Origin of the sequence: Roseburia zhanii (genome assembly GCF_014287635.1) — a bacterium.
In the GTDB taxonomy this organism is placed as follows: domain Bacteria; phylum Bacillota; class Clostridia; order Lachnospirales; family Lachnospiraceae; genus Roseburia_B; species Roseburia_B zhanii.
The window spans coordinates 232,683-259,644 of record NZ_JACOPH010000001.1; the positions used below are offsets into that span (position 1 = coordinate 232,683).

Below are 26,962 nucleotides of genomic sequence, written 5' to 3' on the forward strand. Positions count from 1 at the left end.
CATAGACAGGTTATTGAAAAGAGGAAAATTCATGGTAGTAAATGAAGATAAGGGGTTAAGGGAACTGATTGAGCAGGAGAAGAAACAGATTCCGGCAGATACAGGAGATTTTATCAAATTTCTGGCATATACACATGATGATGGACCGGATGATGTAGAGCCGGTCTATGAGCCGGAACGTACCGGTATCCGTAAATTAAAAGGCACACCGGTCTGGACGCTTCTTTATCCGGCAAGAAAAGGGTATCATATCGCAAGATACCTGTATCAGACAGGTTTTACCGGATTTTATAAAAAAGCAGAAAATGCGATAGAAAACAGCCGGTATGCAAGGAAAAAAAGAGGCAGGCAATATTTGACGAAGATCATGCCGACCGAAGAAGAAAAACAAAAGCAGCGGGAACGTGTTTTTGAAAAAGAAATAAAGATCAGTGTCTTAGTACCGTTATTCAATACACCGGAACCATTCCTTAGAGATATGATCGAATCCGTCATAGCACAGACATATCAGAACTTTGAACTCTGCCTTTGTGATGCATCGGATGATATGCATACGAATGTGGGAGAGATCGTAGCAGAGTATGTCAAAAAAGATGCCCGTATCGTATATAAGAAGTTAGAAAAAAATGAAGGAATTGCAGAAAATACAAATGCCTGCATCCGTATGGCAACCGGAAATTATCTTGCACTTTTTGACCATGATGACATCCTGCACCCATCTGCATTATATGAGTGTGCAAAAGTGATCGAACAGGAAGATGCAGAGTTTGTCTATACTGATGAAGCGACCTTTGAAGGGGAAGATATCGAAGATATCATGACCTATCATTTTAAACCGGATTTTTCGGTGGATAATTTAAGAGGCGTGAACTATATCTGCCATTTAAGTGTCTTTAAGAAAGAACTGACAGATCAGGTCGGGCTGTTCCGGGAAGAATATGACGGCAGTCAGGATCACGATATCATCATGAGGCTGACAGATGCAGCAAAAAAAGTCTGCCATGTGCCAAAAATCTTATATTTCTGGCGGTGCCATAAGATGTCAACGTCCATGAATTTAGATTCAAAATCCTATGCGATCGCAGCAGGAAGAAGGGCTGTCCGGGATGCAGAGGCACGCAGGGGTTATCCGGCGGAAGTACACAGTGCACAGATCTGTAAGACACATTACCGGATGAAATATCAGATCGGTCATCCGAAGATCTCAGTCGTGATCGATGGAAAGGGTAAGTCGAGAAATCAGATCGCCCGTACAGCAGCAGCGATCGAGGCAAGGACAACTTATGATAACTATGAACTGTTGTATGCATCTTCTTTTAGTGAATTATCCGAAGTGATGCAGAAGGCAGACGGAGAATATCTGTTACTGCTGTCGGTCGGAATGATGCCGATCACGCCGACTTTTATGGAAGAACTCTTGATGTTTGCCCAAAGAAAAGATGTGGGACTTGTGGGGATGCAGGTGTTAGATGAAAAAGATCTGATCTTAAGTTCAGATATCGTGATCGGAAATACGCAGAGCAATCTTGCAATCGAAGTCAACAGGATGGAACGTTATGATGCACCCGGATATATGGGCAGAAATTATTATGCACACAATATTTCCGCTGTATCCGGTTGCGGCTGTATGGGAAGAAAAGAGGAGTTTGCCGCTTTTTTTGCGGAAGGCATTACAAGGTCAACATTTGGCAGGATCTTAGAAGTGTGTTTCAAACAGAGAAACAAAGGCAGATGGATCGTATTGAATCCCTATGCATTAGGCAGATTAAAACGGGAAGAATATAATGAAGAATTATCCGCAGCAGACCGTGAACATCTGATGAAAGAATATAAGGAGCAGATACTTTCGGGTGATCCGTTTTATAACGGGAATCTTTCCTTAGAAAGATACTGGCAGAAGAAATAGGAGAAGCTATGTTAAGTGATTTTGATACAGAAGGCAAGAATAAATTACAAAAAGCAGTATATTATCTGAAAAATTATGGAATGTCCTATACGGCAAAGAAAGCACTCCGCAAAATTGGGATTCCGATCAGCGAAGAATCGGAATATATGACATGGTGCAGGAGAAATACCGCATCCAAAGAAGAATTAGAAAAACAGTGTGGCACAGTATTATCGGACCGTTTATCTTTTGTTGTCGTTTCGGAAGAAGGCGTGGATATCGATCAGTCCTGTTGGAAAAAACAGACCTGTAAACAGGTATCCTTTGTAAAAGTATCAGAAGGAATGAGCATTTTTGACCTGCTAAAGGGACATACAGGAGAATATTTTGTATTCTGCGGTAAAGATGTGCGTGTACTGCCGGAATTTCTCTATGAAATATCAGAACGTATCTGCCATCAGGGAAATGAACCGGTCAGCAGGATCAGACCTAAGAATGTAAAGTCAGTGGATCTTGTCTATACAGATGAAGATAATTATGCAGCAGGCAAGCGTTACCGTCCGTTTTTTAAGCCGGATGCCAGTATGCATCTGCTGTTGGGTTTTCCATATTTAGGACGATGCTTTGTAGTAAAACGAAGCCTGCTCCGTACGTTAGTACAGAAGGAAACGGATGTGAAGCTGACAGGAAATGGCTGGTATGATTTATCACTACAGGCATTCCGATATGCGGAACATATTGCACATATTCCGAAAGTGCTTTTTTCTAATGTCGTAACTAAGGAAGAAAAAAATCAGTTTACGCATAGTATTACACCGGAAAATGCCGCCTGTGTGGAACACTATCTAAAAACAGAGAATATCAGTGGAAAAGTAAAAGAATCTGACGTACCGGGATTTTATCATGTGGAATATGAATTAGCAGAAGAACCGTTAGTCAGCATTATCATTCCGAACAAAGACCATATCGAAGATTTAAAAATCTGTTTAGATTCTTTAAAAAAGAGTGACTACAAGAATTATGAGGTCATCATTGCAGAGAATAACAGCGAAAAACCGGAAACATTTGCAGGATATAATAAGTTCATTGAAGAAGACTACCGTATACGGGTGGTTGTCTGGGAAGATGGATTTAATTATTCGGCAATCAATAATTTTGCAGCAAAGAGGGCAAAGGGAGATCTGTTCTTATTCTTAAATAATGACACAGAATTTATTGATGCGGGAACGCTAAGGGAACTTGTGATCTCAGCACTTTTGCCGGGGTCAGGAGCAAGCGGTGCAATGCTTTATTATGATGATGATACGATCCAGCATGGCGGCATCACGATCGGACTAGGCGGATTTGCAGCGAACGCCTTATGGAGTTTAACTGACCGGGATGAAAAATATTTCCCGTTTTCTATCTGTGAACATGAGATGAGTGGTGTGACAGCAGCATGTCTGATGGTACAAAAGGAAGTCTATGAACAGGTCGGAGGATTTGATGAAGCTTTTGTTGTTGCATTAAATGACGTGGATTTCTGCTTAAAGATCCGTGAAGCAGGATATGGGATCTTGTTCAATCCATATGCAAAACTGTATCATTATGAATCGAAGTCAAGAGGAACAGAAGATACCAAAGAGAAGAAAGAAAGATTCCAAAGTGAGATCGACCGGTTTCAGGCAAAATGGGAAACAGAGATACTTAATGGCGATCCATACTACAATCCGAATCTGACACTGCATCGCGCAGATTATACGATGGACATTTAAAAAGGAAAAGATATGAAGAAAAAATCAACACTGGCAAATATATTTTATAACAGCTTTGGCATGATCTTTTATTATGGATGCCAATGGCTGACAACGATCTTAGTTGTCCGGTTATCCGGTTTTGAAGATAGCGGAAATTATTCGCTTGCCATGACATTTACCGCAGCATTTGCAATTTTAGCACTGTTTAATACCAGACAGTATCAGGTGTCAGATGTGGTAGGGGAATATTCGGACAGAACTTATATCCATTCACGTTATGTAGCAATGGCAGCAGCATTTTTGATCTGCTTTATCGGACTGTTCTTTAATTCTTATACACTGTATCAGTGGAGCGTTATCTTATTATATATGGTCTATAAATGTATCGAAGCATGGATCGATGTATACCATGGGATCGACCAGAAGAATGGACGTATGGATTATATCTGTTATTCCTATATCGTCCGTGGTGTCCTGATGTTTGCCGGATTCTGCGGTATCTTATATCTGACGAAAAATCTGGTATTTGCAGTAGGAAGTATCACACTTACGACGATCTTCGTCGCATTTTTCTATGACAGGAGAGTGGCAGAACGGTTTATTGCAGCAGATGCTAAAACAGATAAAGAAGCCGTAAAAAAACTGATGCTCGCCATGATCCCGTTAGTAGTAGTAGCCGTTACAAATAACCTCTCCATTTCCCTGCCGAAATATTTCTTAGAGCGTTATTACGGGGCAACAGTTTTAGGGTATTATTCATCTGTGGCGACACCGAGTATGATCGTACAGGTCGGAGCATCGACAATTTTCGTTCCGCTGATCACACCGCTTGCCGACCGCTTGAAAGAGAACGATAAAAAAGGGTTTTTAGATATCCTAAAGAAAGTTGCGGTCGTATTTGCAGTGTTATCTGTATTAGCGGTTATCGTATCTGCCCTGTTAGGAGAATGGTTCTTAGTCTTAGTATTTAAAGAGGAGATCAGGCCTTATACATATTTATTTGTGCCGATCATCATATCCACACTTCTGATCAGTATCAATGCATGTATGTTTCCGGTTTGTACGGTACTGCGTGAGATCAAAGGCCAGTTGGCAGTCGGTATCGGAGGGATCATTTCTTCATGGATCGCATCGGTGGTATGTGTGAAGAAATATTCGATGGATGGAGTTGTATATGCACTGTTGATTACATTGGGCATACAGATTATAATAGAGATATACTGTGTATATCATAAGATGAAAAAATGGAAGGAAACCTGATATGGATAAGATTGCAGTATTGATCCCATGCTATAATGAGAGCAGGACGATCAAAAAAGTAGTAGAAGATTTTAAAAGGGTTTTACCGGAAGCCGTGATCTATGTATATGATAATAATTCTACAGACGGAACCGATGAGATCGCAAGGCAGGCTGGTGCAGTCGTGCGCTATGAGTACAAACAGGGAAAGGGAAATGTTATCCGCAGAATGTTCCGTGATATTGATGCAGAATGTTACATCATGACAGATGGGGATGATACCTATCCGGCAGAAGCAGCACCGGAAATGATCGATATGGTATTTGAAAAGAATGCAGACATGGTTGTAGGGGACAGGCTTTCCTCTACCTATTTTACAGAAAATAAGCGTGCATTCCATAATTTTGGTAATTCCTTAGTCAGAAAAAGTATCAATATGCTGTTTGATACAGATATTAAAGATATGATGACCGGTTACCGGGCATTCAGCTATCTGTTTGTAAAATCTTTCCCGGTATTATCGAAAGGATTTGAGATCGAAACAGAAATGAGTATCCACGCAGCAGATAAAAATATGCAGGTGGAAAATGTTGTGATCGAATACCGTGACCGTCCGGAAGGAAGTGTATCGAAATTAAATACATTTTCAGACGGATTCAGGGTACTAAAAACAATCGGAAGAATGTATCAGACTTATAAACCGATGAATTTCTTTGGAGTGCTTTCCGCAGTATTGGCATTACTTTCTATCGGGTTTATGATACCGATCATTGTACTTTACTCAAAAACCGGACTTGTACCGCATTTTCCGACACTTATTGTATGCGGATTTGTAATGTTAGCAGCGATACAGTCATTTTTTTCAGGTCTGATCTTAAAGACCATGGGACAGAAAAACCGTCAGGATTTTGAAATGGAACTCCAGACGATCAGAATACACAGAGATGAATTATCAGGGGAATAAAGAATCTATGAAAGCCTATATTTGCCCGAAGTGCGGCTGGATTCGGGTGGTATCGAGAAGAAGAAATGTGGAATGCTTTAAATGTGGGGAGCCGCATATGGTGGTAACAAAGCTTCCTTATGAAAAAATTGGCCATATGACAGAAGAAGAGCGGGAAAGCTATGCAAAAACATGGCTCTATATGCATAAGGCTAAGAGCGAATGAGGTAAGAAGTTATGTATAAAAGGGAAAAGAAGAGCTGGCTAAAGCACATAGACTTTACAATCGCAGATATTCTTTGCCTGCAACTGGCTTTTATCGTGGCATATATGTGCCGTCTGGGCTGGCATCTGCCATATTCAAATGAGCCATATGAGCGTTTAGCAGTAGTTATGATACTGATCGATATCTGCGTCGTATTTTTCTTTGAACCGTATAACGGAATTTTACGCAGAGGCAAATTTCAGGAGGCAAATGCCTGTATTACCTATTGTATGATCATATTTGTCGGTGTTTTGATCTACATGGTAGCAGTCAAGCAGACAGAGATCTATTCAAGAAAAGTTGTCTTTGCATTTCTGCCGATCGCATTGGTCATGGTCTATGGCGAGCGTGTCTGTTTAAAGAAGCTGATACGGCGCAGGATCAGAAAAGAGAAGAATCTTTCGGTGATGATCCTTCTTACGACGGAAGAATATGCGAAAGAAGTATTAGAAGAATTTGCACATTTAGAATATAAAGATTTTGTCGTAGCAGGTGTGATCGTGATCGACCAGAATTTAAAAGGGATTAAGATCTGTGGTGTACCGGTCGTTGCAAATGCAGATGACTGTTATGAATATCTGCGGACGAATGTGGTAGACGAAGTCTTTATCAATGGAAATACCAGAGAGAGTTCGCAGGCATTGGCAAACGAACTGTTAGAAATGGGAATCACGGTGCATTTTAATCTGGTACACATGAATGCGCTGGCACCGAATAAAGTCGTAGAGAAATATGGCAACTATATGGTGCTGACTTCAAGCATGAAGATCGCTTCCCCAAGGCAGATCCTTGCAAAACGTATCATGGATATTGTTGGAAGCCTGATCGGACTGATCGCCTGTGGCATTGCATTTGTGATCTTTGCACCGATGATCAAGAAACAGTCACCGGGACCGGTATTTTTTTCGCAGATCCGTGTAGGGAAAAACGGCAGGAAGTTTAAATTATATAAGTTCCGTTCGATGAATGTGAATGCAGAAGAACAAAAAGCAGCACTCATGGACAAAAACGAAATGCAGGGGCTGATGTTTAAGATGGCTGATGATCCCAGAATTTTCCCGATCGGTAAATTTATACGTAAGTTTTCCATTGATGAGCTGCCACAGTTTTTTAACGTATTAAAAGGTGATATGAGTCTGGTTGGAACCAGACCGCCTACTGTCGAAGAATTTGAAAAATACCAGATCCACCATAAAGCAAGGCTTGGCATTAAACCCGGCATTACGGGTATGTGGCAGGTCAGCGGCAGGAGCGACATTAAGGATTTTGAAGAAGTTGTTGCATTAGATACACATTATATCTCACAGTGGAGTATCGGACTTGATTTTAAGATCCTCTTTAAGACGCTGCAGGTCGTGATCACCGGGAAAGGTTCAGAATAGAACAGATGAATATCAGATATCAGTATGAGTATGTAACAAGTCTTCTAAAGCGTTATGGCTTTCGGGGACTTGTTTTCAAAACATTAGAAAGAATGCATTCACCGATGTTAGCATATACTGACCGGTATGTGCAGTTCCTGCCATCGAAGGAAGAATTAGAAGAGCAGAAAAAGACCAGTTTTTCTTATGCACCATTGATCAGTATTGTTGTACCGGCTTATGAAACACCGGAGGTCTACTTAAGGAAACTGATAGGAACAGTTCAGGCGCAGACCTATACGAACTGGGAATTGTGCCTTGCAGATGGAAGTAAGAGCAGACAGGTCGCACAGATCGCAGAAGAATATGCAAAAACAGATAAGCGTATCCGTTATCAGAAACTGCTTTGCAATGGCGGTATATCGGAAAATACGAATGAAGGTTTTCAAATGGCATCGGGGGCATATATCGCACTGATGGATCATGATGATCTTTTAAGTGAAAATGCTTTATACGAAATGGTAAAGTGTTTAAATGAAAGATATCTGCCAGAGGAACGAAAGATGGCGATGATCTATTCCGATGAGGATAAGATCAACGGAGATGGCAGTGTGTACAGCAGACCGCATTTTAAACCGGATTTTAATTTGGAATTTTTACGGCATAATAATTATTTCTGTCATTTTCTGATGTTTTCTACAGAACTTCTGCAGAAGGCAGGCGGGCTAAACAAAGAATATGATGGTGCACAGGATTATGATTTTGTACTCCGCTGTGTCGATGCAGGAGCCCTTGTAAAACACATCCCAAAGATCCTCTATCACTGGAGGATACATGAAGGATCGACCGCAGGAAACAGTGCAGATAAAGCATATGCATTTGATAATGGGTGCCGTGCGATCGAGGCACATTTGAAGCGTGCAAATGAAGCCGGAAGTGCAGCAGTCACAGCAAATCTTGGTGTTTACCATATACAGTACCGCTTGCAGGGAACATATCAGGTCACTGTGGTATCGGAGAGTAAGAGGGAATTATCCCGTATACGGGAATATTATGAGAAACAGACAGCACACAGGGAATATCAATTACAGATCCGGTATCTGTATGCAGATACATTTGATGGAGATGTAGAAAGATCCTGTGAAGGTGACTATATTTTATATGTGAAAAAAGGCATCAAAGTAAAGCCGCAGGGATTGATCGAAACCTTGTTAGGTTACTGTGGGCATGAACACACCGCTATCGCTGGAGCAAAGATCTTAACGAAAAAGGGAAAAGTTTCCTCATGTGGAATGACCTATGATAAAAAAGCAGGTATGATTCCGCTGTGCGGTGGCCTGAGAGCTGAATATAAGGGATATTTCCTGCATGCAGTGATCCCGAAAAGTGTCAGTGTACTGCCATTAGCCTGTGCGATGATCAAAAGAGATGCTTTTTTACGAGCCGGTGGTTTTAGCAAAAACTATCATGGGATCTATCGGGATGCAGATCTTTGTTTCCGTTTAAGAGAGCTTTCCTATCAGGTACTTGTTGTACCGGACATTGTGGCAACGGAAGAATCTGATGGCAGCACAGAAAGTGGCATAGTAATAAGAGAAGATACAAAAGATGGCATGAAGATGCGGATGGAAAGAGAGCAGTTTGCAGAACAGTATAAAAAACAGCTTTTACAGGACGATTTTGCATATAACTGCAATCTGAGCCTGCAGCAGGGAAACACCTATGCAATGAAAGAATAGAGGAAAAGATGAAGGATATATTTATTATAGGAAGCAAAGGGATACCGGCAGGATATGGCGGTTTTGAAACCTTTGTGGAACAGCTTACCAGATATAAAAAGAGCAATGAAATCTCTTATCATGTGGCATGTATGGGAGAAGAAAACAGGGAATATGAGTATCAGGACTGCCACTGTTTTCAGTTGAAAGTACCTAAGATCGGGCCGGCAAAGGCAGTCTGGTATGATCTTTCTGCTTTTTTTTACTGCCTGAACTATCTGAGAAAGCATCCTTCAAATGATCCGATCGTCTATGTATTAGCCTGCCGGATCGGACCGTTTACCGGATTTTTAAAGCATCTGCTGAAAAAAAGAGGCGGAAGATTGTTTGTCAATCCTGACGGACACGAATGGATGCGTGCAAAATGGAACAAAGCGATCCGCACATACTGGAAATTTTCCGAAAAGCTGATGGTGAAACATGCCGATCTTCTGATCTGTGATTCTAAAAATATGGAGCAGTATATCAAAGATACTTATCAGAAATATACACCAGAGACGACATTTATCGCCTATGGGGCAGATGTAAAAAAGAGCACTCTTTCAGATCAGGATGAAGCTCTTTTAAAATGGTATGCAAAATGGAATTTAAAGCCACAGGAATATTATCTGATCGTCGGAAGATTTGTGCCGGAAAATAATTACGAAACGATGATCCGTGAATTTATGCAGGCAGATACTGATAAGAAACTTGCGATCATCAGTAATGTGGAGGAAAATCCATTTTATCAGAAGTTAAAAGAAACGACCGGATTTATATCAGATAAACGGATCGTATTCTGTCAGACCGTTTATGAAGAAGAACTGTTAAAGAAGATCAGGGAGAATGCCTGTGGGTATCTGCATGGACATGAAGTCGGAGGTACAAACCCGTCTTTGTTAGAAGCATTAGCGAGCACAGAAGTCAACCTGTTGTTAGATGTCGGTTTTAATCGGGAAGTAGGAGAAGATGCGGCATTATACTGGACAAAAGAAACCGGAAATTTAGCAGCATTGATCGAGAAAACAGCAGCATTTGATAAAGAAGAAAGAAATGCATATAGCAGAAAGGCAAAGAACAGGATCTTAACGGCATACAGCAAAGAGCAGATCGCAGAAACGTATGAAAAGACGTTTCTTGGCAGGCAGACCAGCCATAAAGGATGAAAAAATGGATAGAATAAGGATATCAGCAGCGGTAGCAACCTATAATGGGGAGCGTTATATCAGGGAGCAGATGGATTCTATATGGAAGAATCTGTCGAAAGAAGATGAGATCATCATATCAGATGACGGTTCTAGTGACCATACATTAGAGATCTTAAAAGAATATGAAGGAAAAGAGATCCCGGTCAAAGTGATCAAAGGTCCCGGACTTGGCATTAAGCAGAATATCAATGCGGCATTAAAAGAATGTCGCGGAGAGTATATTTTTTTGGCAGATCAGGATGATGTCTGGACGGATGATAAAGTAGAAAAAGTCATGCAGTATTTAAGCAGGGAAGACTGCAGACTGGTGACTCACGATGCGAAAGTGATGGATGCTGCGCTTATGCATGTGCAGATGGAATCTTTTTTTGCATATCGTGGTTCAAAGGCAGGATTTTTGAACAATTTGCTGAAAAACCGTTATATGGGATGCTGTATGGCATTTAAGAGCAGTCTGCTGCCATATGTGCTTCCGATTCCCGATGAGATTGAGATGCATGACCAGTGGATCGGAATGATAAACGATCTTTTGCATGGAAATAGTATTTTTATACCGGATAAGCTGCTGTTGTACCGCAGGCATGATGCAAATGTATCTGATTTTTCCCATGGAACAGTGATAGAAATGCTAAAAAAGCGTATCAGGTTATTGAAATCAATCAGAAAACGTCAAAAATTATGGAAAAATTAATAATTTTTGTGCAATATGTCTATGTCAGAAACAGATGATATGTTGGGAATGATTGACAGAACCGGAAAAAAGTTATATATTGATTTTAATTGTTTTTTAGAAATGAGTAACACGAAATACAATATTTCAGGAGAAGGGAATGCCTGAAAGAATGGAGTTAAGATGAGTACAAATACGAGAAATACGAGAAGAAGAAAAAAGAAAAAGAACAAAGTTATCTTATTTGCAGTGGAGATCATTGTTCTTGTCGCATTATTGATAGGTCTGCTGGTTTATTCGAAGTTGAATAAAGTCGAAAGCGGCACAGGCAATATTGACAAAGATGAGGTCAATATTGAATTGGATTCACAGACAGCAGAGGCATTAGAAGGATTTACCAATATTGCGCTGTTTGGTCTTGATAACCGTCAGACAGGCAACTATGACGGCGGTAACAGTGATACAATCATGATCGCAAGTATTGATAATGATACAAAGCAGGTAAAATTGATATCTGTATATCGTGATACATTCCTGAATGTAAAGGATGATACCTATGCAAAGATCAATTCCGCATATGCATATGGAGGACCTAAAAATGCGATCGCTGCATTAAATAAAAACCTCAACTTAGATATTGTTAATTACGTAGCTGTGGACTTTGGTGCAGTTGTCGAAGCAATCGATCTTTTAGATGGTATTGAACTGACACTTACCGACCAGGAAGTGCAGATCATGAATGATAACTATATTGACGAGATCAATAAGGTAACCGGTCATAAGTCCGGAAAATTAAGCAGTGGCGGTACTTACACAGTAGATGGTGTACAGGCTCTGGCATACTGCCGTATCCGTTATACAGCCGGCGATGATTTCAAACGTACAGAGCGTCAGCGTACTGTACTTACAAAGATGATCGAAAAAGCACAGGGATCCAGCATTTCCACTGTCAGCAGCCTGATCGACAGTATGTTAGGAGATATTTCCACAAGCTTTACAGGTAAGGAATTATTAGCATTAGTAAGCAGTGTCATGGATTATAAACTGGCAGATACGCATGGCTGGCCATTTGAATTATGTACAGGAAGTTATGGCTCTAAGGGAAGTTTAGTTGTTGCTACTGACCTTGAAACAAACGTAAAAGAACTGCATGAGTATCTCTTTGGTGAGAAGAATGATATCTCTAATACAGTTACAGGTATCAGTGATTATATCATCAATTATACCGGATGTACGACAAGCGCAACATCAAGAACAGATAACCCATTGACAGGTGATGACAATACCAGTACAACAGATACACAGAATATGCTGCCGGATGATAATGCAGCCGAATAAAGTGCCATTATAATAAGATTTTAAGAGGGTGAAGGATGTGATCATGCATCTTTCACCTTTTTTATATGCTATTTTCACAAAAGAATCACAAATTAAGGATAAACTGACAGAGTAATTAGAAAAGAGATCAAAGGATGAAAGGAAGTTTTGGACATGGAAGGATTTGAAAATCAGGATGGATACCAAAGTCAGACCGATTATTATTCTTATGGACAGACCGATAATGACAATACGAATACATATGGTGGGCAGAGTTATTACAGACCGTATGAGGAACCACCGAAACCAAAGAAAGAAAAGAGCGGTTTTGGCAGAAAGCTGATGAAGTGTGTTGCATTGGCGCTTGTATTTGGACTTGTGGCAGGAACAGCATTTGCAGGAACGACATCATTTTTCCATACAGTCACAGCAACAGAAGAAACCACACAGGAGGACGAGAGTCTCTCCGGTGGGGACTTAAATATTGCAGGCAGCAGTGAAACAGTTGACAATGTTTCAGCTACACCGGAAAACAGTAAACAGACTGCCGCAGACGGAGCAGTTACCGATGTGTCCGGTATTGTATCACAGACCATGCCGTCTATCGTATCAATTACAACGATTGCAAGAACACAGGTCAGAGGATTTTTCGGCAGGACACAGGAATATGAAAGTGAAGGCTGCGGTTCAGGGATCATCGTCAGTCAGGATGATGAATATTTATATATTGCAACAAACAATCATGTAGTATCCGGCGCAGAAACATTAACAGTTCTGTTCTGTGATGACAGTACCGTGAGTGCAGAGGTAAAAGGAACTGATGAGAGCAGCGACCTTGCAGTCGTAGCAGTTGCATTAGAAGATATTGAAGATGAAACAAAGGACAAGATCCGTACAGCGACGTTTGGAGATTCATCTGCACTTAAAGTTGGAGAAACGGCGATTGCAATCGGTAATGCCTTAGGTTACGGACAATCTGTTACAACCGGTGTTATCAGTGCATTAAGCAGAGAAGTATCTGTACAGAATGAATCTGATGGAAGTACGGTTACAAATGAATTGTTACAGACAGATGCGGCTATCAATCCGGGTAACAGCGGTGGTGCATTATTAAATCTCAAAGGTGAAGTCATTGGCATCAATTCTGTGAAATATTCAGAAACCAGTGTGGAAGGTATGGGTTATGCAATTCCTTCTGCAAGTGCACTTCCGATCATTAAGCAGCTGATCACAAGAGAAGTTGTCAGTGGTTCAAAGAGTGCATACCTTGGAATTTCCGGGGTCGATGTAACGGATACTGTTTCCGGTACTTACCAGATGCCGCAGGGGGTCTATGTTGCACAGGTCATTGAAGGCAGTGGCGCAGCAAATGCCGGATTGCAGCAGGGCGATATCATTACCAAATTTGATGGCAGGAATATCACTTCCATGGAGGAAATGCAGGAACTGATGAAGTATCTCTCCGCAGGAGATACCGTCAATGTGACGATCGAACGTGCACAGAATGGTGAATATGTGGAGATGGATTTAGAGATCGTACTTGGAAGTAAAAAATAAATAGAGATCCATTACTGTCTGGGAAAGCAGGCGTGAATAGCAAGAGAAGATGCGGAGCCGTATGGCTCCGTATTTTATTGGAAAAATCGTTACTGTTCACACCTAACAGTGTGACCAGCAACGAAAAATCTTCTATTTCAATTTTAAGACACATTGTATATAATGAAGTGAGGATCAATAAGTATAATGATACAGGAATCAGGAAGATATGAGGGTAAATAAGACAGAAACAGAAAGCGGTGAATTATGAAAAAGTATCTTGGAATAGCAGTATGCCTTCTTCTTACCGCATCTGTAAAACCGGTAATGGCAGAAGAAATGCCCGAGAGTCTGACAGAATATAGTGATAGATATGAAGTGCCGGAGATACGGGAAGAAATAGAAGCCTTAGTCAGTGATGGGGCAGATGAAGAAAAACAGACAAAAGAATTATATCGTTTATTAAACAAAGATACTGCACTGGAAAATTATCAGGAAGATGATCTGGAAGCTGTTTATGATCCCAGAAGCAGCCATCTGGTGACACCGGTACGGACACAGCAGTATAATACCTGCTGGGCATTTTCAACACTTGCGGCAGGTGAGCAGTCCTTAGTCAGCAAGGGACTTGCAGATGCATCGGTATTAGATCTTTCCGAGGCACATTTATCATACTTTTTTTATCATCCGGTGGCTGACCCACTGGGAAATACGAAAGGGGACGGCAATTATAACCTGTCTTTGGCAGACTATCTGTCTGTGGGGTCTAATACGATCTTTTCTACCTTTGCACTTGCAGGCTGGGTAGGGGCGGCAGATGAAAAAGTGGCACCATTTGAAGATGCAGACGGCAGCAATACCTATGCAGAAGACCTTGCCTATCAGGATGTGGCACATTTACAGAATGCGTACTGGATCAATTTTAAGGATACAGATGCTGTCCGTGTGGTAAAACAGATGATAAAAAAATATGGGGCGGCTGCGGTTAATTTTTACTGGAATTACCGTTATTATAACAGCACAAATAATTCCTATTATTTCCCATTGAACAGCAGTCAGGCGAATAACCATTCCGTAACGATCGTAGGCTGGGATGATACATGGTCAAAGGAAAATTTTAATACGGCTTACCAGCCCGCAGAAGATGGTGCATGGATCGTAAAGAACAGTTACGGAGAGGACTGGGGAGATGGCGGATATTTTTATCTTTCCTATGAGGACAGCGTTGTCAATCCGTTAAATACGAGCAGCAACCGGGCAAGAGCCTATGTATTTGATTTTGAAGCGGCAGATAATTATGATCACAACTACCAGTATGATGGTTCGGCAGGGGCATATAATGCAACGAATCCAAACAGTTCACTGACGAGAGTCGACAGTGGAAAGGCGATCGCAAATGTATTTTCCACGCAGAACAGCGGAAACGGACATACAGAAACGTTACGTGCAGTTTCTTTTGCACTTTTTGATACGGCAGCCACATATCAGATCCAGATTTATAAGAATCTGACAGATGAAAAAGATCCGACATCGGGAACACCACAGTTTAAAGAACCGGTCGCGGGAGCAACCAGTTACACCGGATACTATACGGTTCCATTAGATCAAGGTGTACTGTTAAAAGAAGGTGAAACCTTTTCTGTTGTGATCACTTTAGAAAAAGAGAGTAAAGACCAGATCAATTTTTTTGTGGACAAGACTTATCAGAATGGGAACTGGATCTCTTTTGTGAATACCGTGGAGGCCGGGGAGAGCTTCAGACAGTCAGAGGATGGCTGGGATGATCTTGCAGAGGACGGTATGACAGCAAGGATCAAGGCATTTACAGATGAAAATCCAAGAATCTTAGTGGAAAGCCTGCGCCTTTTGACAGAGGGGATGAAGCAGGATGCAGCAGGGGAGCACATATTAGAACTGTCTGCCGGAAGTACCTATACCATGCAGACAGAACTATTACCGCAGACAGCCGAAAACAGAACATTGGCATGGGAATCTTCAGATACATCGGTCGTTACAGTGAGTGCCGACGGAGTGCTGACGGCATTGCGGGAAGGCATGGCAGACATAAAGGGAAAGACAACAGATGGAAGCGGACTGACAGTAAGCTGTCATGTATTTGTGACAGCAGGAAACGGTACGATAGAACATCCGGCAGTAGATAGTACAGCAGACCGCACCGGAATCATACATGAGAGTACAGCACTTGTGGCAGAACCGGAGAAGAAAAAGCCCACGCAGCAGACAAATAAGCCGGTACAGCAGACAAATAAGACAGGACAGGCAGCAGACAATGTGTCAGATACGCAGGATAAGGCTGCTTTGCAGACAGTTTTGGTCAAAAGTGCCAAAACCGCAGATGGGTATGTAGCAGAGCGGATTTTGTGCGGCGTTTTTTTTACGTTGGGTGTGATATTATTGAGAAGAAACAGCTTAAAAAAACCTTAAGAAATTTACAAGAATATGAACCGCCGGCAGTATTGTAGAACAAAATAGATTGTGGTACAATTTACATATTCAGTGACAGTGAGTCAGACAAATAGAATTGATATAAATAAGAACGCCGCAATGAGGAGGAAAATAGATGAGAAAGAAGAAAATTGTTATCGCATTAGGACATGAAGCATTAGGAACAACGTTACCGGATCAGAAAGTAGCCGTTCGGAAGACAGCAAAGGCAGTTGCGGATCTGATCGAGGAAGATTATCAGGTTGTCATTACCCACAGCAATGGACCGCAGGTGGGGATGATCCACACAGCAATGTCAGAGTTTTGCAGATTATATCCGGAATATACAGCAACACCAATGTCTGTATGTTCTGCAATGAGTCAGGGATATATCGGTTACGATCTTCAGAATGAGATCCGTACAGAACTGTTAAACAGAGGCATTTATAAGACAGTATCCACGATCCTGACACAGGTATGTGTCGATCCGTATGATGAAGCCTTTTATCACCCAAGCAAAGTTATCGGACGAGTGATGACAAAGGAAGAAGCAGAGGTGGAGGAGAAGAAAGGTAATCATGTTGTGGAAACAGAACATGGCTGGCGCAGGATCGTTGCAGCACCAAAACCGGTAGATATCGTAGAGATCGATGCAATCCGTGCATTGAGCGATGCAGACCAGATCGTGATCGCATGTGGCGGTGGCGGAATACCGGTACTGACCCAGGCAAATAAATTAAAAGGTGCAAGTGCAGTCATTGAAAAAGACCTTGCTGCAGGAAAATTAGCAGAGATGTTAGATGCTGATATGCTCGTGATCTTAACAGGTGAAGATAAGGTATGTCTGAATTATAATACAGCCGAAGAAAAGCCATTAGATGCATTAACTGTTGCACAGGCACGTACATATATGGAGGAGGGACAGTTTGAAGAAGGTACGATCCTTCCTAAGATACAGGCGGCAGTTGACTTTATCGGAGATTCCGCAGTCAAAACAGCACTGATCACAAGACTCGATAAGTCCAAAGAAGCCATGGAAGGCACAACAGGAACTGTAATCCGTAAATAATGATAAACAGATGGAAGGGTTGAAAAGATGAAACAGATCAAAAGATGGGCAGCATTTGTACTGACATGGATGGTATTGCTTACCACAGGGTACAGTGATGTATTCGCAGCATCACTGACTACAGAGATAACAGAGCAGACAGAAAGTACCGAAACAGTTGATACAGAGCAGAACGAAGATACCGAAAAAGCTGATACAGAGCAGAACGAAGATACCGAAAAAGCTGATACAGAGCAGAACGAAGATACTGAAGTGGCTGATGCAGATCAGAGTGAAGTTACCGAAACAGCCGACGCAGAGCAGAGCGAAGCTGCCGGAGCAGTTGATGAAGATCAGAGCACAAACACGAAAGCAGCCGTTACAGAGGAATCCACAGCAAAAGTCAATTATCTGGTTGTCGAATCTCCGATGGTCCAGACACCGGGCACACAGCGGATCATGTTAGGGATCGGTGATGGCACACAGACAATAGATGCAGCAGAATTATCTGTATATAACCGGAAAACAAAAGAAACTTCTACCGTGAAGGCAGCAGAAATCTCCGGTGATTTTGTCCTGTTTACCATGGATTATGCAGAGGATACCGAAGCAGGAGTTTATCAGTTAAATAACATTACATATACGTGCGAAGGCAGCAGTTATACAGCAGCTTTTCGTGATATGGGGATCGACGCAGCATTTGGTGTAAACCAGAGCGTGGAAAGCGAACCGGATGATGTCCTTTTGACAGATGAAGAAGTTGCGGCATTAGCGGCAGAAACAGAGATGAATATCGTGACTTTAGATAGTGAAGGAAACTCATCTTCCGAAACAACTTTAGAAGAAGCAATGGCAAATGCAGGCTGTGAAGAAAATGCAGGAACAGCTGCAACCACAAGAAGCGGTGCAAAAGGAGAATCTATCGATGCAACCGGAATGAACAGCCTTGTTGTTGTGTTAGATCCGGGACATGGTGGAAGTGATCCGGGTGCACAGGCAAATGGAATCGTGGAAAAGACTGTCAACTTAAAGATCGCACAGTATTGTAAGGCAGAATTAGAAGAATATGCAGGTGTGACCGTATACATGACAAGAACCGGTGATACCTATTTAAGCCTTGCAGACCGTGCACAGGTAGCGGCAGATAAAAAAGCAGATGTATTTATCAGTCTGCATAATAATTCCAATACAAGTTCCGTACCATCAGGCGCAAACGTGTACTATCCGAACTCAAACTATAATGCAAACTGCGGAGCAACAGGAAGTGCATTGGCAAATGTGATCTTATCTAAGCTTACAGATCTTGGACTTGCAAGCGGCGGTATCCATATCCGTAATTCAGAAAATGGAACGAAATATCCGGATGGATCACTTGCAGATTATTATGGAGTGATCAAGCGCTGTAAGGAAAATGGAATTCCGGGACTTATCGTAGAACATGCTTTTGTATCGAACAGCAGTGATGCACAGAAATATTTAAGCACAGAGGAGCAGTTGAAAAAATTAGGTATTGCAGATGCAACCGGAATCGCAGAATATTATGGACTGAGCAAAGGACTTGGTTTTAACAGCGTACAGTCATTAAGCAGTACGACAATGACATTAACATGGACTGCACAGACCGGAGTTACCGGTTACTGTATTTACCGGAGTACATCAAGCGGCGATGGATTTTCTAAAGTTGCAGAGGTTACACCGGCTGCAACAACGACATGGAAAGATACCGGGTTGAAACCGGGAACAACGTATTATTATAAGATCCGTACCTATACAAAAAAATCTTCAGGTATAAAATATGGCAAATACAGCCCGATCGTATCAGGAACAACAATGCAGCGGCCGGAGATCTCTGCTATAAGATCAAACAGCAGTAAGGAACTGGTGATCAGCTGGGATACTGTTAATAATGCAGCGAATTATGAGATTTACCGTGCAACAACAGCAGATGGCACTTTTAATCTGATCGCAAATATTGCAGGGATCAACAGGGTAAATTATACTGATACAAAAGTAACTGCAGGCAAATTATATTACTACAAGATCCGTTCAGTCGGACAGGTAGATAATACAACGATCTATAGTGATTACAGTGAGATCGCAGCTGGCAGGACAGCAACCGTCCCATCTTCACTTTCTGTAAAGTCAGCAGACAGTAATACACTTCGGATCTCATGGAAAGCAGATGCAAATATGTCTGGATATGTGATCAAACGTGCAACTTCTGCAGCAGGAAAGTATAAAAAAGTCGGAACCGTTACTGACGGTGAAGAAAATTATTATGACGATGATACCGTAAAAGAAAATACAACTTACTATTATATTGTACAATCATATAATCATAATAATGATGTAAAGGGATACAGTGGTTACAGCGGAGCAGTTTCCGGTAAGACCATTCCGAAAACAAAGATCACAAAGATCGTCAGCACATCATCTACAAAGCAGACGGTCAGCTGGAAGAAAAAAAATGGCGTTGATGGCTATGTTATTTACCAGAGTACAGCAAAAAATGGTAAGTACAAGAAAATAGCAACGATCAAATCAGCAAATACAACGACTTATAAGGTCCGCGGATTAAAGGCAGGAACAAGATACTATTATAAAGTAAGGACGAGAAATAAAGTCAATGGTAAAGTCGGTTACGGTTCGTATTCAACGATCCGTAATGCATGGACAGGAGCAAAACCTAAGATCACAGTAGCAGGAAGCACGGGAACAAGAATACGGGTATCATGGAATCCGGTCAGTGGAGCGGAAAGTTATACGGTATACCGTGCAGATTCCGCAAAAGGAACCTACAAAAAGATCAAAACCGTTAGCAGTGGGAAAACCAGTTATACGGATAAGAAGCTGAAAATGACCAGGAAGTATTATTACCGCGTCGAAGCTTCTATGAAAGGATATAAGGCTTCTGGAACAAGCGGTATGAGTAAGGCGGTAAGCGGATATCCGGTAAGAACTACGAATATCCTTTCTGTGGTGGCAAATGAGCAAGGTAGTTTAGATGTTACCTGGACTAAGGTAAAAGATATCGATGGCTACCGTATTTACCGCAGTACACAGCAGAATGGTGCATATGATCTGCTCACAACGATCTCAGATTATAATACGACCAGTTATACAGATACCGGTGTACAGTCAGGAATGACATATTACTATAAGATCATGCTGATCAACCAGTATGGTGGAAAAACGATTTATGGAAGCTATTCAGCAGCGGTATCAGGAACGCTTTTAGCGGCACCGCAGAATGTTACCGTAACTTCCATAGCAGAGAATCAGCTTGATATCTCATGGTCGGCAGTATCAGGAGCATCAGGATATGTGATCTGCCGGAGTACAGAACTAAATGGTACTTATACCGAGATCGGTGCAGTTGCATCGGCATCGGTGACAACATATTCTGATAAGACTGTAACAAAAGGAGTTACTTATTACTACAAAGTAAAAGCGATCGACAATTATAATAACAGCAGCGTATATAGCAGCGCAGCCTCTGGCTGCGCTGTTGCTAAATTAGTCATAAATGGTGTACAATGGGGAGCAGGGAACCAGAATATACAGATCACATGGACACAGAGTGTAGTGCCGGTCACTGGCTATGAAATCTATAAGACAAGTAGTACAGATGTAAAGACACAGACAAAGGTAGCAGTTACGACAGATACGTGTTGTATTGATACAGGGGTAACGGCAGGAACTACTTATTATTATCGGGTACGTCCATATACAACGCAGATTCTCAATGGAAAAGCATCGACTTTATATGGAATATTTTCAGATACAGTATCGACAAATCCGTCAGATTACCGTATCATGGGAAGTGCAGGAGTGACACCAGAGCAGATGAGCAAAATGTATTTAGCGTCAGGGAAAAAATATCCATCATCTGTATACAAGACAAAAGGAGCAGCCACATTAGATGATTTCTGCAGGATCGTTTATGAAGAAGCCAGTGCAGAAGGGGTAAAGCCGGAAGTATTATTTGCCCAGATCTGCCATGAAACGGCATACCTGCAGTTTGGCGGACAGGTCAAGGTATCCCAATGTAATTTTGGGGGGTTAGGTGCCCTTGATGGTGGTAGTGGAGGTGCAGCTTTTGCAGATGTGCGGACAGGAGTCCGTGCACAGGTGCAGCATTTAAAAGCATATGCATCGACTAATCCATTGGTGAATAACTGTATCGATGACAGATTCCGTTATATCAGCAGAGGAAGTGCAGAATATGTACAGCAGCTAGGAAAAGGAAACTGGGCGACCGATACATCTTATGATACAAAATTGATGGTGTATATTAAAAAAATGCTTGCAAGCTGACAAGGCATATAAATTTATGACTATACAGCGGACAGCATAAGATAACAGGATAGGAGAAAAGCAATGAGAAAAGTATTAAAAAATGGAATACTGCTGTTACTTGTTTTAGTTCTGACAGCAGGAACCTCACAGGCAGCATATGCAGATACGACGACTGCCATGCAGGCAGCTGCGGCTGCAATATCAAGCAGTGAGATCGAATTGAACTGGAACAGTGTAGACGGGGCAAGATCATATGTGATCTACAGGAGCAATGCCAGAGAGGGCGGCTATCAGAAATTAAAGACCGTATCTGCGGCAACGTTATCTTATCGTGATTCTAAGGTCAGTACAGCAGTCAATTACTATTATAAGATCATTCCGGTAAGTGGTGCGACAGGAGAAGAAATGACAGCCGTTCAAGTGATCTTAAAAGCAAAAGCACCGGCAAAGACATCTATCGAGAAAGTTTCCGTGAAATCGCCGACAAAGATCACACTTACATGGAAAGCATCAGCCGGCAGCAGTGGTTATGAGATCTACCGTTCTTCTAATAAAAATAGCGGCTATGGACTGATCGCCAATATCGAAGGAAAAAATAACGTAAGCTATACAGATAATGAAGTCGTTCCGGGAAAAAATTATTATTATAAACTGCGTCCGGTTACGCAGATCGCAGGAACGACCGGAACAGGAAGTTATAGTGAGATCACACAGGGGAGAACGATCGCAAAGACAACGATCACTTCGATCACTTCTGTCAGTTCCACAAAAATGCAGATCGCATGGAAAAAATCAGGCGGGGCAAAAAGTTATGAGATCTACCGCAGTACAAAATCAGACGGCGGCTTTAAACGGATCGCAACGGTAGATGCCGGCAGACGGAAATATGCAGATATGACAGTCAAAAGTGGAAAGAAATATTTCTATAAAGTAGTGTCAGTTGGCAGTTTAAATGGGGCAAAGATCACCAGCGGTTATTCCAAAGCAGCAGGATTTCGGGCACTACAGCAGGTGAAGATCTCATCTGTCAAAACAACCAGTAATGATGATCTGAAAGTAAGATGGAAGAAAGTCACAGGAGCAACAGAATACAAAGTTTATCGCGCAGCTTCTCGATTCGGTACTTATAAGAAAGTAGCAACTGTACCGGCAAAAGGAACGAGTACGATGACTTACATAGATAAAAAAGCAGTTTCCGGTAAGACATATTTTTATAAAGTACAGGCATATGCAGCAGATACAGGACTGATCACATCAGGAAGCGGTAATCTTTCCGATGCAGTCGGTGTTTCCACAGCTTATGCAATTATGGGTAGATCAACGGTTACGGTTGATCAGATGGTAGCTTTTTATAAGGCATCCGGCAGAAGTTTCCCTTCTAATGTTTATGAGGATAAGGGGGCAAAGAATATCAAGCAGTTCTGTAAGATCGTGCTGGATGAGAGTGAAAAAGAAGGCATAAAAGCAGAAGTTATTTTTGCACAGAACTGTCTGGAAACCGGATATTTACAGTTTGGAGGTCAGGTAAGTGCCAGCCAGTGTAATTTTGCCGGACTTGGAGCAACGGATGATGGGGCAGCAGGAGCAACCTTTGAAAATGTAAAGATCGGTATCCGTGCACAGGTACAGCATTTAAAAGGATATGCTTCAAAAGACAGTTTAAATGGTAAGTGTGTTGATCCGAGATTTATGTATCTTGCAAGCAAACGTGGCTGTGCAGCACATGTACAGGATCTGGGAAACGGTAACTGGGCAACAGATCCGAATTATGCATTTAAACTGATGACAATGATCAGATCAATGAAAAGCTATTGAGCGGAATAGGGAACAGATATGAGGATAAAAAGAAAACTGCGTCATGCAGCAGTAAGTATTGTATTGGCAATAGCTGTCTTATGTATGGCAGGCTGTGGACAGCGTGCAGATGATACAGTCAAGCAGGAGCAGCCAGTTACGAAAACGGAAGATGTTCATATAGAAGAAACTACAGAAGCGAAAGAAACAGAACAGGCAGTTACAGAGGAAACGGAAACAGAAGATACTGCCCTTACAGAAACAGAAACCGCTGCCACAGAAGTAACCGAAACGGAAGACAGTACAACAGAGCCTATAGCGGCAGATGAGAAGTCTGATGCAGGGGGAAGTACACAGCAGGGCAGTAAAGGGTATGTAATCTGTATTGATGCAGGACATCAGAGCAAAGGGGACAGTACACCAGAACCTGTCGGACCCGGTGCATCAGAAACCAAGGCAAGAGTGGCAAGTGGTACAAGAGGGACTACATCAGGTCTTGCAGAATATGAACTGACACTTCAGGTATCCTTAAAACTGAGGGATGAACTGAAAAACCGTGGATATGAAGTGTTGATGGTCAGGGAATCGAATGATGTGAATATCAGCAATAAAGAGCGGGCTGATGTTGCCAATAATAATCATGCAGATGCATTTTTGCGGATTCATGCAAATGGTTCAGAAAACAGCAGTGCAAACGGTATTATGACGATTTGTCCGACAGCGAACAATCCCTATCCGTCCTGTCAGGCAGTCTATGATGCTTCAAAGCGGCTTTCCACTGCTATTTTAGATCAGATGGTGAGTGCGACCGGAGCGAAGAAGGAATATGTCTGGGAAACAGATTCGATGAGCGGGATCAACTGGAGTCAGGTGCCGGTGTCGATCATTGAGATGGGATATATGACAAATCCGGATGAAGATACAAAAATGGCAGATCCCTCTTATCAGGATCTTCTGGTAAAAGGGATCGCAAATGGGCTGGATCAGTATTTTAATGGTACTCCATAAGTGTGCCTTTATGCTGTTCTTTTGCATTATAGAGTGCTTTGTCAGCATAATTTAATAAGAGATCTAAATCCATATCGGAGTGTGAGGTCCATGCAAGACCGCCGGACACTCCGATAATTTTTTGCTCTTTATCCGGCAGTGATAGAGGATGCTCGCTTAAAAGTGCCCAGAAGCTGTTTACACATTCTCGTAATGCATCCAGACTGGTATGTCCATAAGTAAAGAAACAGAATTCGTCACCGGAACGTCGGGCGACAATACAGTGCTGTGCCGGAAGCATCTGCATGATCTTAGCAAAATGTTTCAGGTAGAGATCACCGGTATCATGTCCGTAAGTATCGTTAATGCTTTTAAAACTGTCTAGATCAAGCATGACACAGGAACACAATCTGCCCGGCAGCATATTCGTTAATTGTTTCTGGATCAGCTTTTTAAAGTACTGGTAACGGTACAGATTTGTCAGAGGATCGTGTGTATTTTCAAAGAACATCTTCCGTTTCCGTTTGATGTTTTCTGTTGCATCGGTGATAACACCAAGATAACCGGACGATTCTGAAGAAAGATGTATGCGTATAAAATGGTCATTATCAACCGGATATACATCAGGCTCATCTTCTGCCGGATGTTTCAAGATCTGCTGGATATACTGGTAAAACAGTGTCGGATCTAAGAAAAGACGTTCAGCCTGACTGTCTGTCAGATGAAGCAGTTTTTTTGTGCCGGAAGTGACAAACAGATAGTTCGATTCTTTCTGATATTCAAAGGCTGCAAGTGGAATCTGACTGATCTCAATGATCTTTGTGATCCGGTCGGCAGTATGTGAAATACTGCTGACCATCGTATTGATCTTTGCACTTAATTCTTCGAATTCCGGATTGCCGCCGACAGCAACCTGCGTATCTAAATTACCAATCGTGATCTGGGAGAGATCCGCTAGGATCTGATGAATCCCCCGAAGCACTTTTTTCTCTAATAAGTAGTTTAAAAGCAGTAAAATAATGATCTCAATGACAATCAGGCAGATAAAGTTAAACAGTACATTCAGTGCAAGATTCTGTATCAGGATCCTGACCGGAATAGAAGCACAGATGTAAATATCGTTATATCGCTGGGATAACAGATAACGCCAGCTATGCTGATCATTTTTGATAAAAGAACCTCTCGAAGCCTGTTCTGCTTTCTCAAAAGGTACAGAATCTTCTGACGTATGGGCAGAAAGCCCATGGGAGCAGCCTAAAAGTTCACCTGATGAAGCGTCGAGAACAAAAAATGTTTCTCCGATATCTGTTGGAAAACTGTTAAAAATCTCATCATAAGTAGCATTTCCGGTACTTTCAGCAATCCGGAGAGGGGAAAGTCCGACTTGAACAATGCCTTTTTCGTCCTGTCTTGCAACACCCACATACTTCATGATTTTGTCTTCTGCGGCATTTGGGATGGAATCCTGAATGAAATATGCATCCTTATCCCCATCTAATATAGTAAGAAAAGGAGAAGTCTGCTCATCATCGTGGAAATCTAAACCAATGTATTTTGGAACGGAAGAAGCTGTTAAAATACCGTCACTATCTATAATATGAAGTTCGTCAACACTTAAAAGATCTGCAAGGTACTGTAGTTCTTCTACAGAATCGACAACGGAAGGATCTTTTTCGATGACATAAGCCGCTGCTTTTGCACGAGTCAGATATTCGTTTCCGAGTGTACGGTTAATGTTGTCAGATTCTAATGCTCTGTTTTCAAGGGTGTTGATGATCTGGTTGATCTTAGAATAGAACGTTTTTCGCTGCTGTAGTATGATCGAACCCGCAGTAAAAAATGCATTTATGACTAGTATAAGACAAATTGCTGCAGTGATGATCACGGATGTATATTTTCTGAAAATTTTCTTCATTAGTAAATTCTCCTGCGTAAGTAGCTTAGTCGATAAACAATGTTTGCATATTGTATCTATTGTACCACATAATGCCTTTAATGGAATAAAAAGATGCTTTCATGTAAAAAAATCATGGTTATATGCTAAAAAAGAGCATCACTTTGTCGATAAGCAGGATGATTTTTGGATACAATAAAAATATCTGGAGAAAAATATCAGATTTTGATGTACATTTGATGTACTTGAGCTGTTAATATACTGCTTGAAGGTAAGTTTTAATACCTCTCTTCCAAATTTTATATACACCCCAATTTATTTTAACCCAGATTTAGGAAAAACGTCGGTTGCTGTAACCCCATACAGCATCCGACGTTTTTCTCTTGACTGGTGTTCAAATAGCAAGTAAAAATGGAAAATAAAAATTCCTGATAAAAAGGTCGAATTTTGATGTACATTTGATGTACTTGAACTGTTAATATGCTACTTGAAGGTAAGTTTTAATACCTCTCTTCCAAATTTTATATACACCCCAATTTATTTTAACCCAGATTTAGGAAAAAGAGTCGTTGCTGTAA

17 protein-coding genes are annotated in these 26,962 nt (G+C 41.6%); 16 read left to right on the forward strand and 1 reads right to left on the reverse strand.

Annotation, left to right across the window (positions count from 1 at the left end):
- Positions 1-31: 31 nt before the first annotated feature.
- The 16 genes from H8S17_RS01170 to H8S17_RS01245 all read left to right on the forward strand — a co-directional run bounded on the left by H8S17_RS01170 (position 32) and on the right by H8S17_RS01245 (position 24,511).
- Positions 32-1,906, forward strand: coding sequence for a glycosyltransferase family 2 protein (locus H8S17_RS01170; protein WP_186865879.1), 1,875 nt, complete (start codon positions 32-34; stop codon positions 1,904-1,906).
- An 8-nt stretch (positions 1,907-1,914) separates the two neighbouring features.
- Positions 1,915-3,639 carry a glycosyltransferase family 2 protein gene (locus H8S17_RS01175; RefSeq protein ID WP_186865880.1) on the forward strand — a complete coding sequence of 575 codons (1,725 nt, stop codon included), beginning with the start codon at positions 1,915-1,917 and terminating at the stop codon, positions 3,637-3,639.
- A gap of 12 nt (positions 3,640-3,651) precedes the next feature.
- A complete protein-coding gene (locus H8S17_RS01180; protein ID WP_186865881.1) occupies positions 3,652-4,881 on the forward strand; it encodes a lipopolysaccharide biosynthesis protein in 1,230 nt (409 codons plus the stop codon).
- A gap of 1 nt (position 4,882) precedes the next feature.
- Positions 4,883-5,824, forward strand: coding sequence for a glycosyltransferase family 2 protein (locus H8S17_RS01185; protein ID WP_178051640.1), 942 nt, complete (start codon positions 4,883-4,885; stop codon positions 5,822-5,824).
- A gap of 7 nt (positions 5,825-5,831) precedes the next feature.
- Entirely contained in the window at positions 5,832-6,029 is a 198-nt protein-coding gene (locus H8S17_RS01190) for a DNA-directed RNA polymerase subunit M (protein ID WP_178051639.1), read from the forward strand.
- An 11-nt stretch (positions 6,030-6,040) separates the two neighbouring features.
- Positions 6,041-7,450, forward strand: a complete 1,410-nt coding sequence (locus H8S17_RS01195; RefSeq protein WP_178051638.1) for a sugar transferase — start codon at positions 6,041-6,043, stop codon at positions 7,448-7,450.
- 5 nt (positions 7,451-7,455) lie between these two features.
- A complete protein-coding gene (locus H8S17_RS01200; protein WP_186865882.1) occupies positions 7,456-9,168 on the forward strand; it encodes a glycosyltransferase family 2 protein in 1,713 nt (570 codons plus the stop codon).
- Between the two features lie 8 nt (positions 9,169-9,176).
- Entirely contained in the window at positions 9,177-10,352 is a 1,176-nt protein-coding gene (gene cps2T / locus H8S17_RS01205) for a beta 1-4 rhamnosyltransferase Cps2T (protein ID WP_186865883.1), read from the forward strand.
- A gap of 4 nt (positions 10,353-10,356) precedes the next feature.
- Positions 10,357-11,085 carry a glycosyltransferase family 2 protein gene (locus H8S17_RS01210; RefSeq protein WP_186865884.1) on the forward strand — a complete coding sequence of 243 codons (729 nt, stop codon included), beginning with the start codon at positions 10,357-10,359 and terminating at the stop codon, positions 11,083-11,085.
- A 162-nt stretch (positions 11,086-11,247) separates the two neighbouring features.
- On the forward strand, positions 11,248-12,402 hold the full coding sequence (locus tag H8S17_RS01215) for an LCP family protein (RefSeq protein WP_186865885.1): 1,155 nt from the start codon (positions 11,248-11,250) through the stop codon (positions 12,400-12,402).
- Positions 12,403-12,555: 153 nt separating this feature from the next.
- The gene (locus H8S17_RS01220; RefSeq protein WP_178051633.1) at positions 12,556-13,938 is read left to right on the forward strand and encodes a S1C family serine protease; all 1,383 of its coding nucleotides are present in this window, start codon (positions 12,556-12,558) and stop codon (positions 13,936-13,938) included.
- A gap of 246 nt (positions 13,939-14,184) precedes the next feature.
- Positions 14,185-16,362 (forward strand): lectin like domain-containing protein, encoded by a 2,178-nt coding sequence (locus tag H8S17_RS01225; RefSeq protein ID WP_186865886.1) that lies wholly within the window; start codon positions 14,185-14,187, stop codon positions 16,360-16,362.
- Between the two features lie 136 nt (positions 16,363-16,498).
- Positions 16,499-17,431, forward strand: coding sequence for a carbamate kinase (arcC, locus tag H8S17_RS01230; RefSeq protein WP_186865887.1), 933 nt, complete (start codon positions 16,499-16,501; stop codon positions 17,429-17,431).
- A 27-nt stretch (positions 17,432-17,458) separates the two neighbouring features.
- The gene (locus H8S17_RS01235) at positions 17,459-21,727 is read left to right on the forward strand and encodes an N-acetylmuramoyl-L-alanine amidase (protein WP_186865888.1); all 4,269 of its coding nucleotides are present in this window, start codon (positions 17,459-17,461) and stop codon (positions 21,725-21,727) included.
- 63 nt (positions 21,728-21,790) lie between these two features.
- Positions 21,791-23,524 carry a glucosaminidase domain-containing protein gene (locus tag H8S17_RS01240; protein ID WP_186865889.1) on the forward strand — a complete coding sequence of 578 codons (1,734 nt, stop codon included), beginning with the start codon at positions 21,791-21,793 and terminating at the stop codon, positions 23,522-23,524.
- Positions 23,525-23,542: 18 nt separating this feature from the next.
- Positions 23,543-24,511 carry an N-acetylmuramoyl-L-alanine amidase family protein gene (locus tag H8S17_RS01245; RefSeq protein WP_243237928.1) on the forward strand — a complete coding sequence of 323 codons (969 nt, stop codon included), beginning with the start codon at positions 23,543-23,545 and terminating at the stop codon, positions 24,509-24,511.
- On the opposite strand, the gene H8S17_RS01250 is transcribed toward H8S17_RS01245, so the two are convergent.
- Positions 24,495-26,405, reverse strand: coding sequence for a diguanylate cyclase (locus H8S17_RS01250; protein WP_186865890.1), 1,911 nt, complete (start codon positions 26,403-26,405; stop codon positions 24,495-24,497). The genes H8S17_RS01245 and H8S17_RS01250 overlap by 17 nt on opposite strands.
- Positions 26,406-26,962 lie beyond the last annotated feature (557 nt).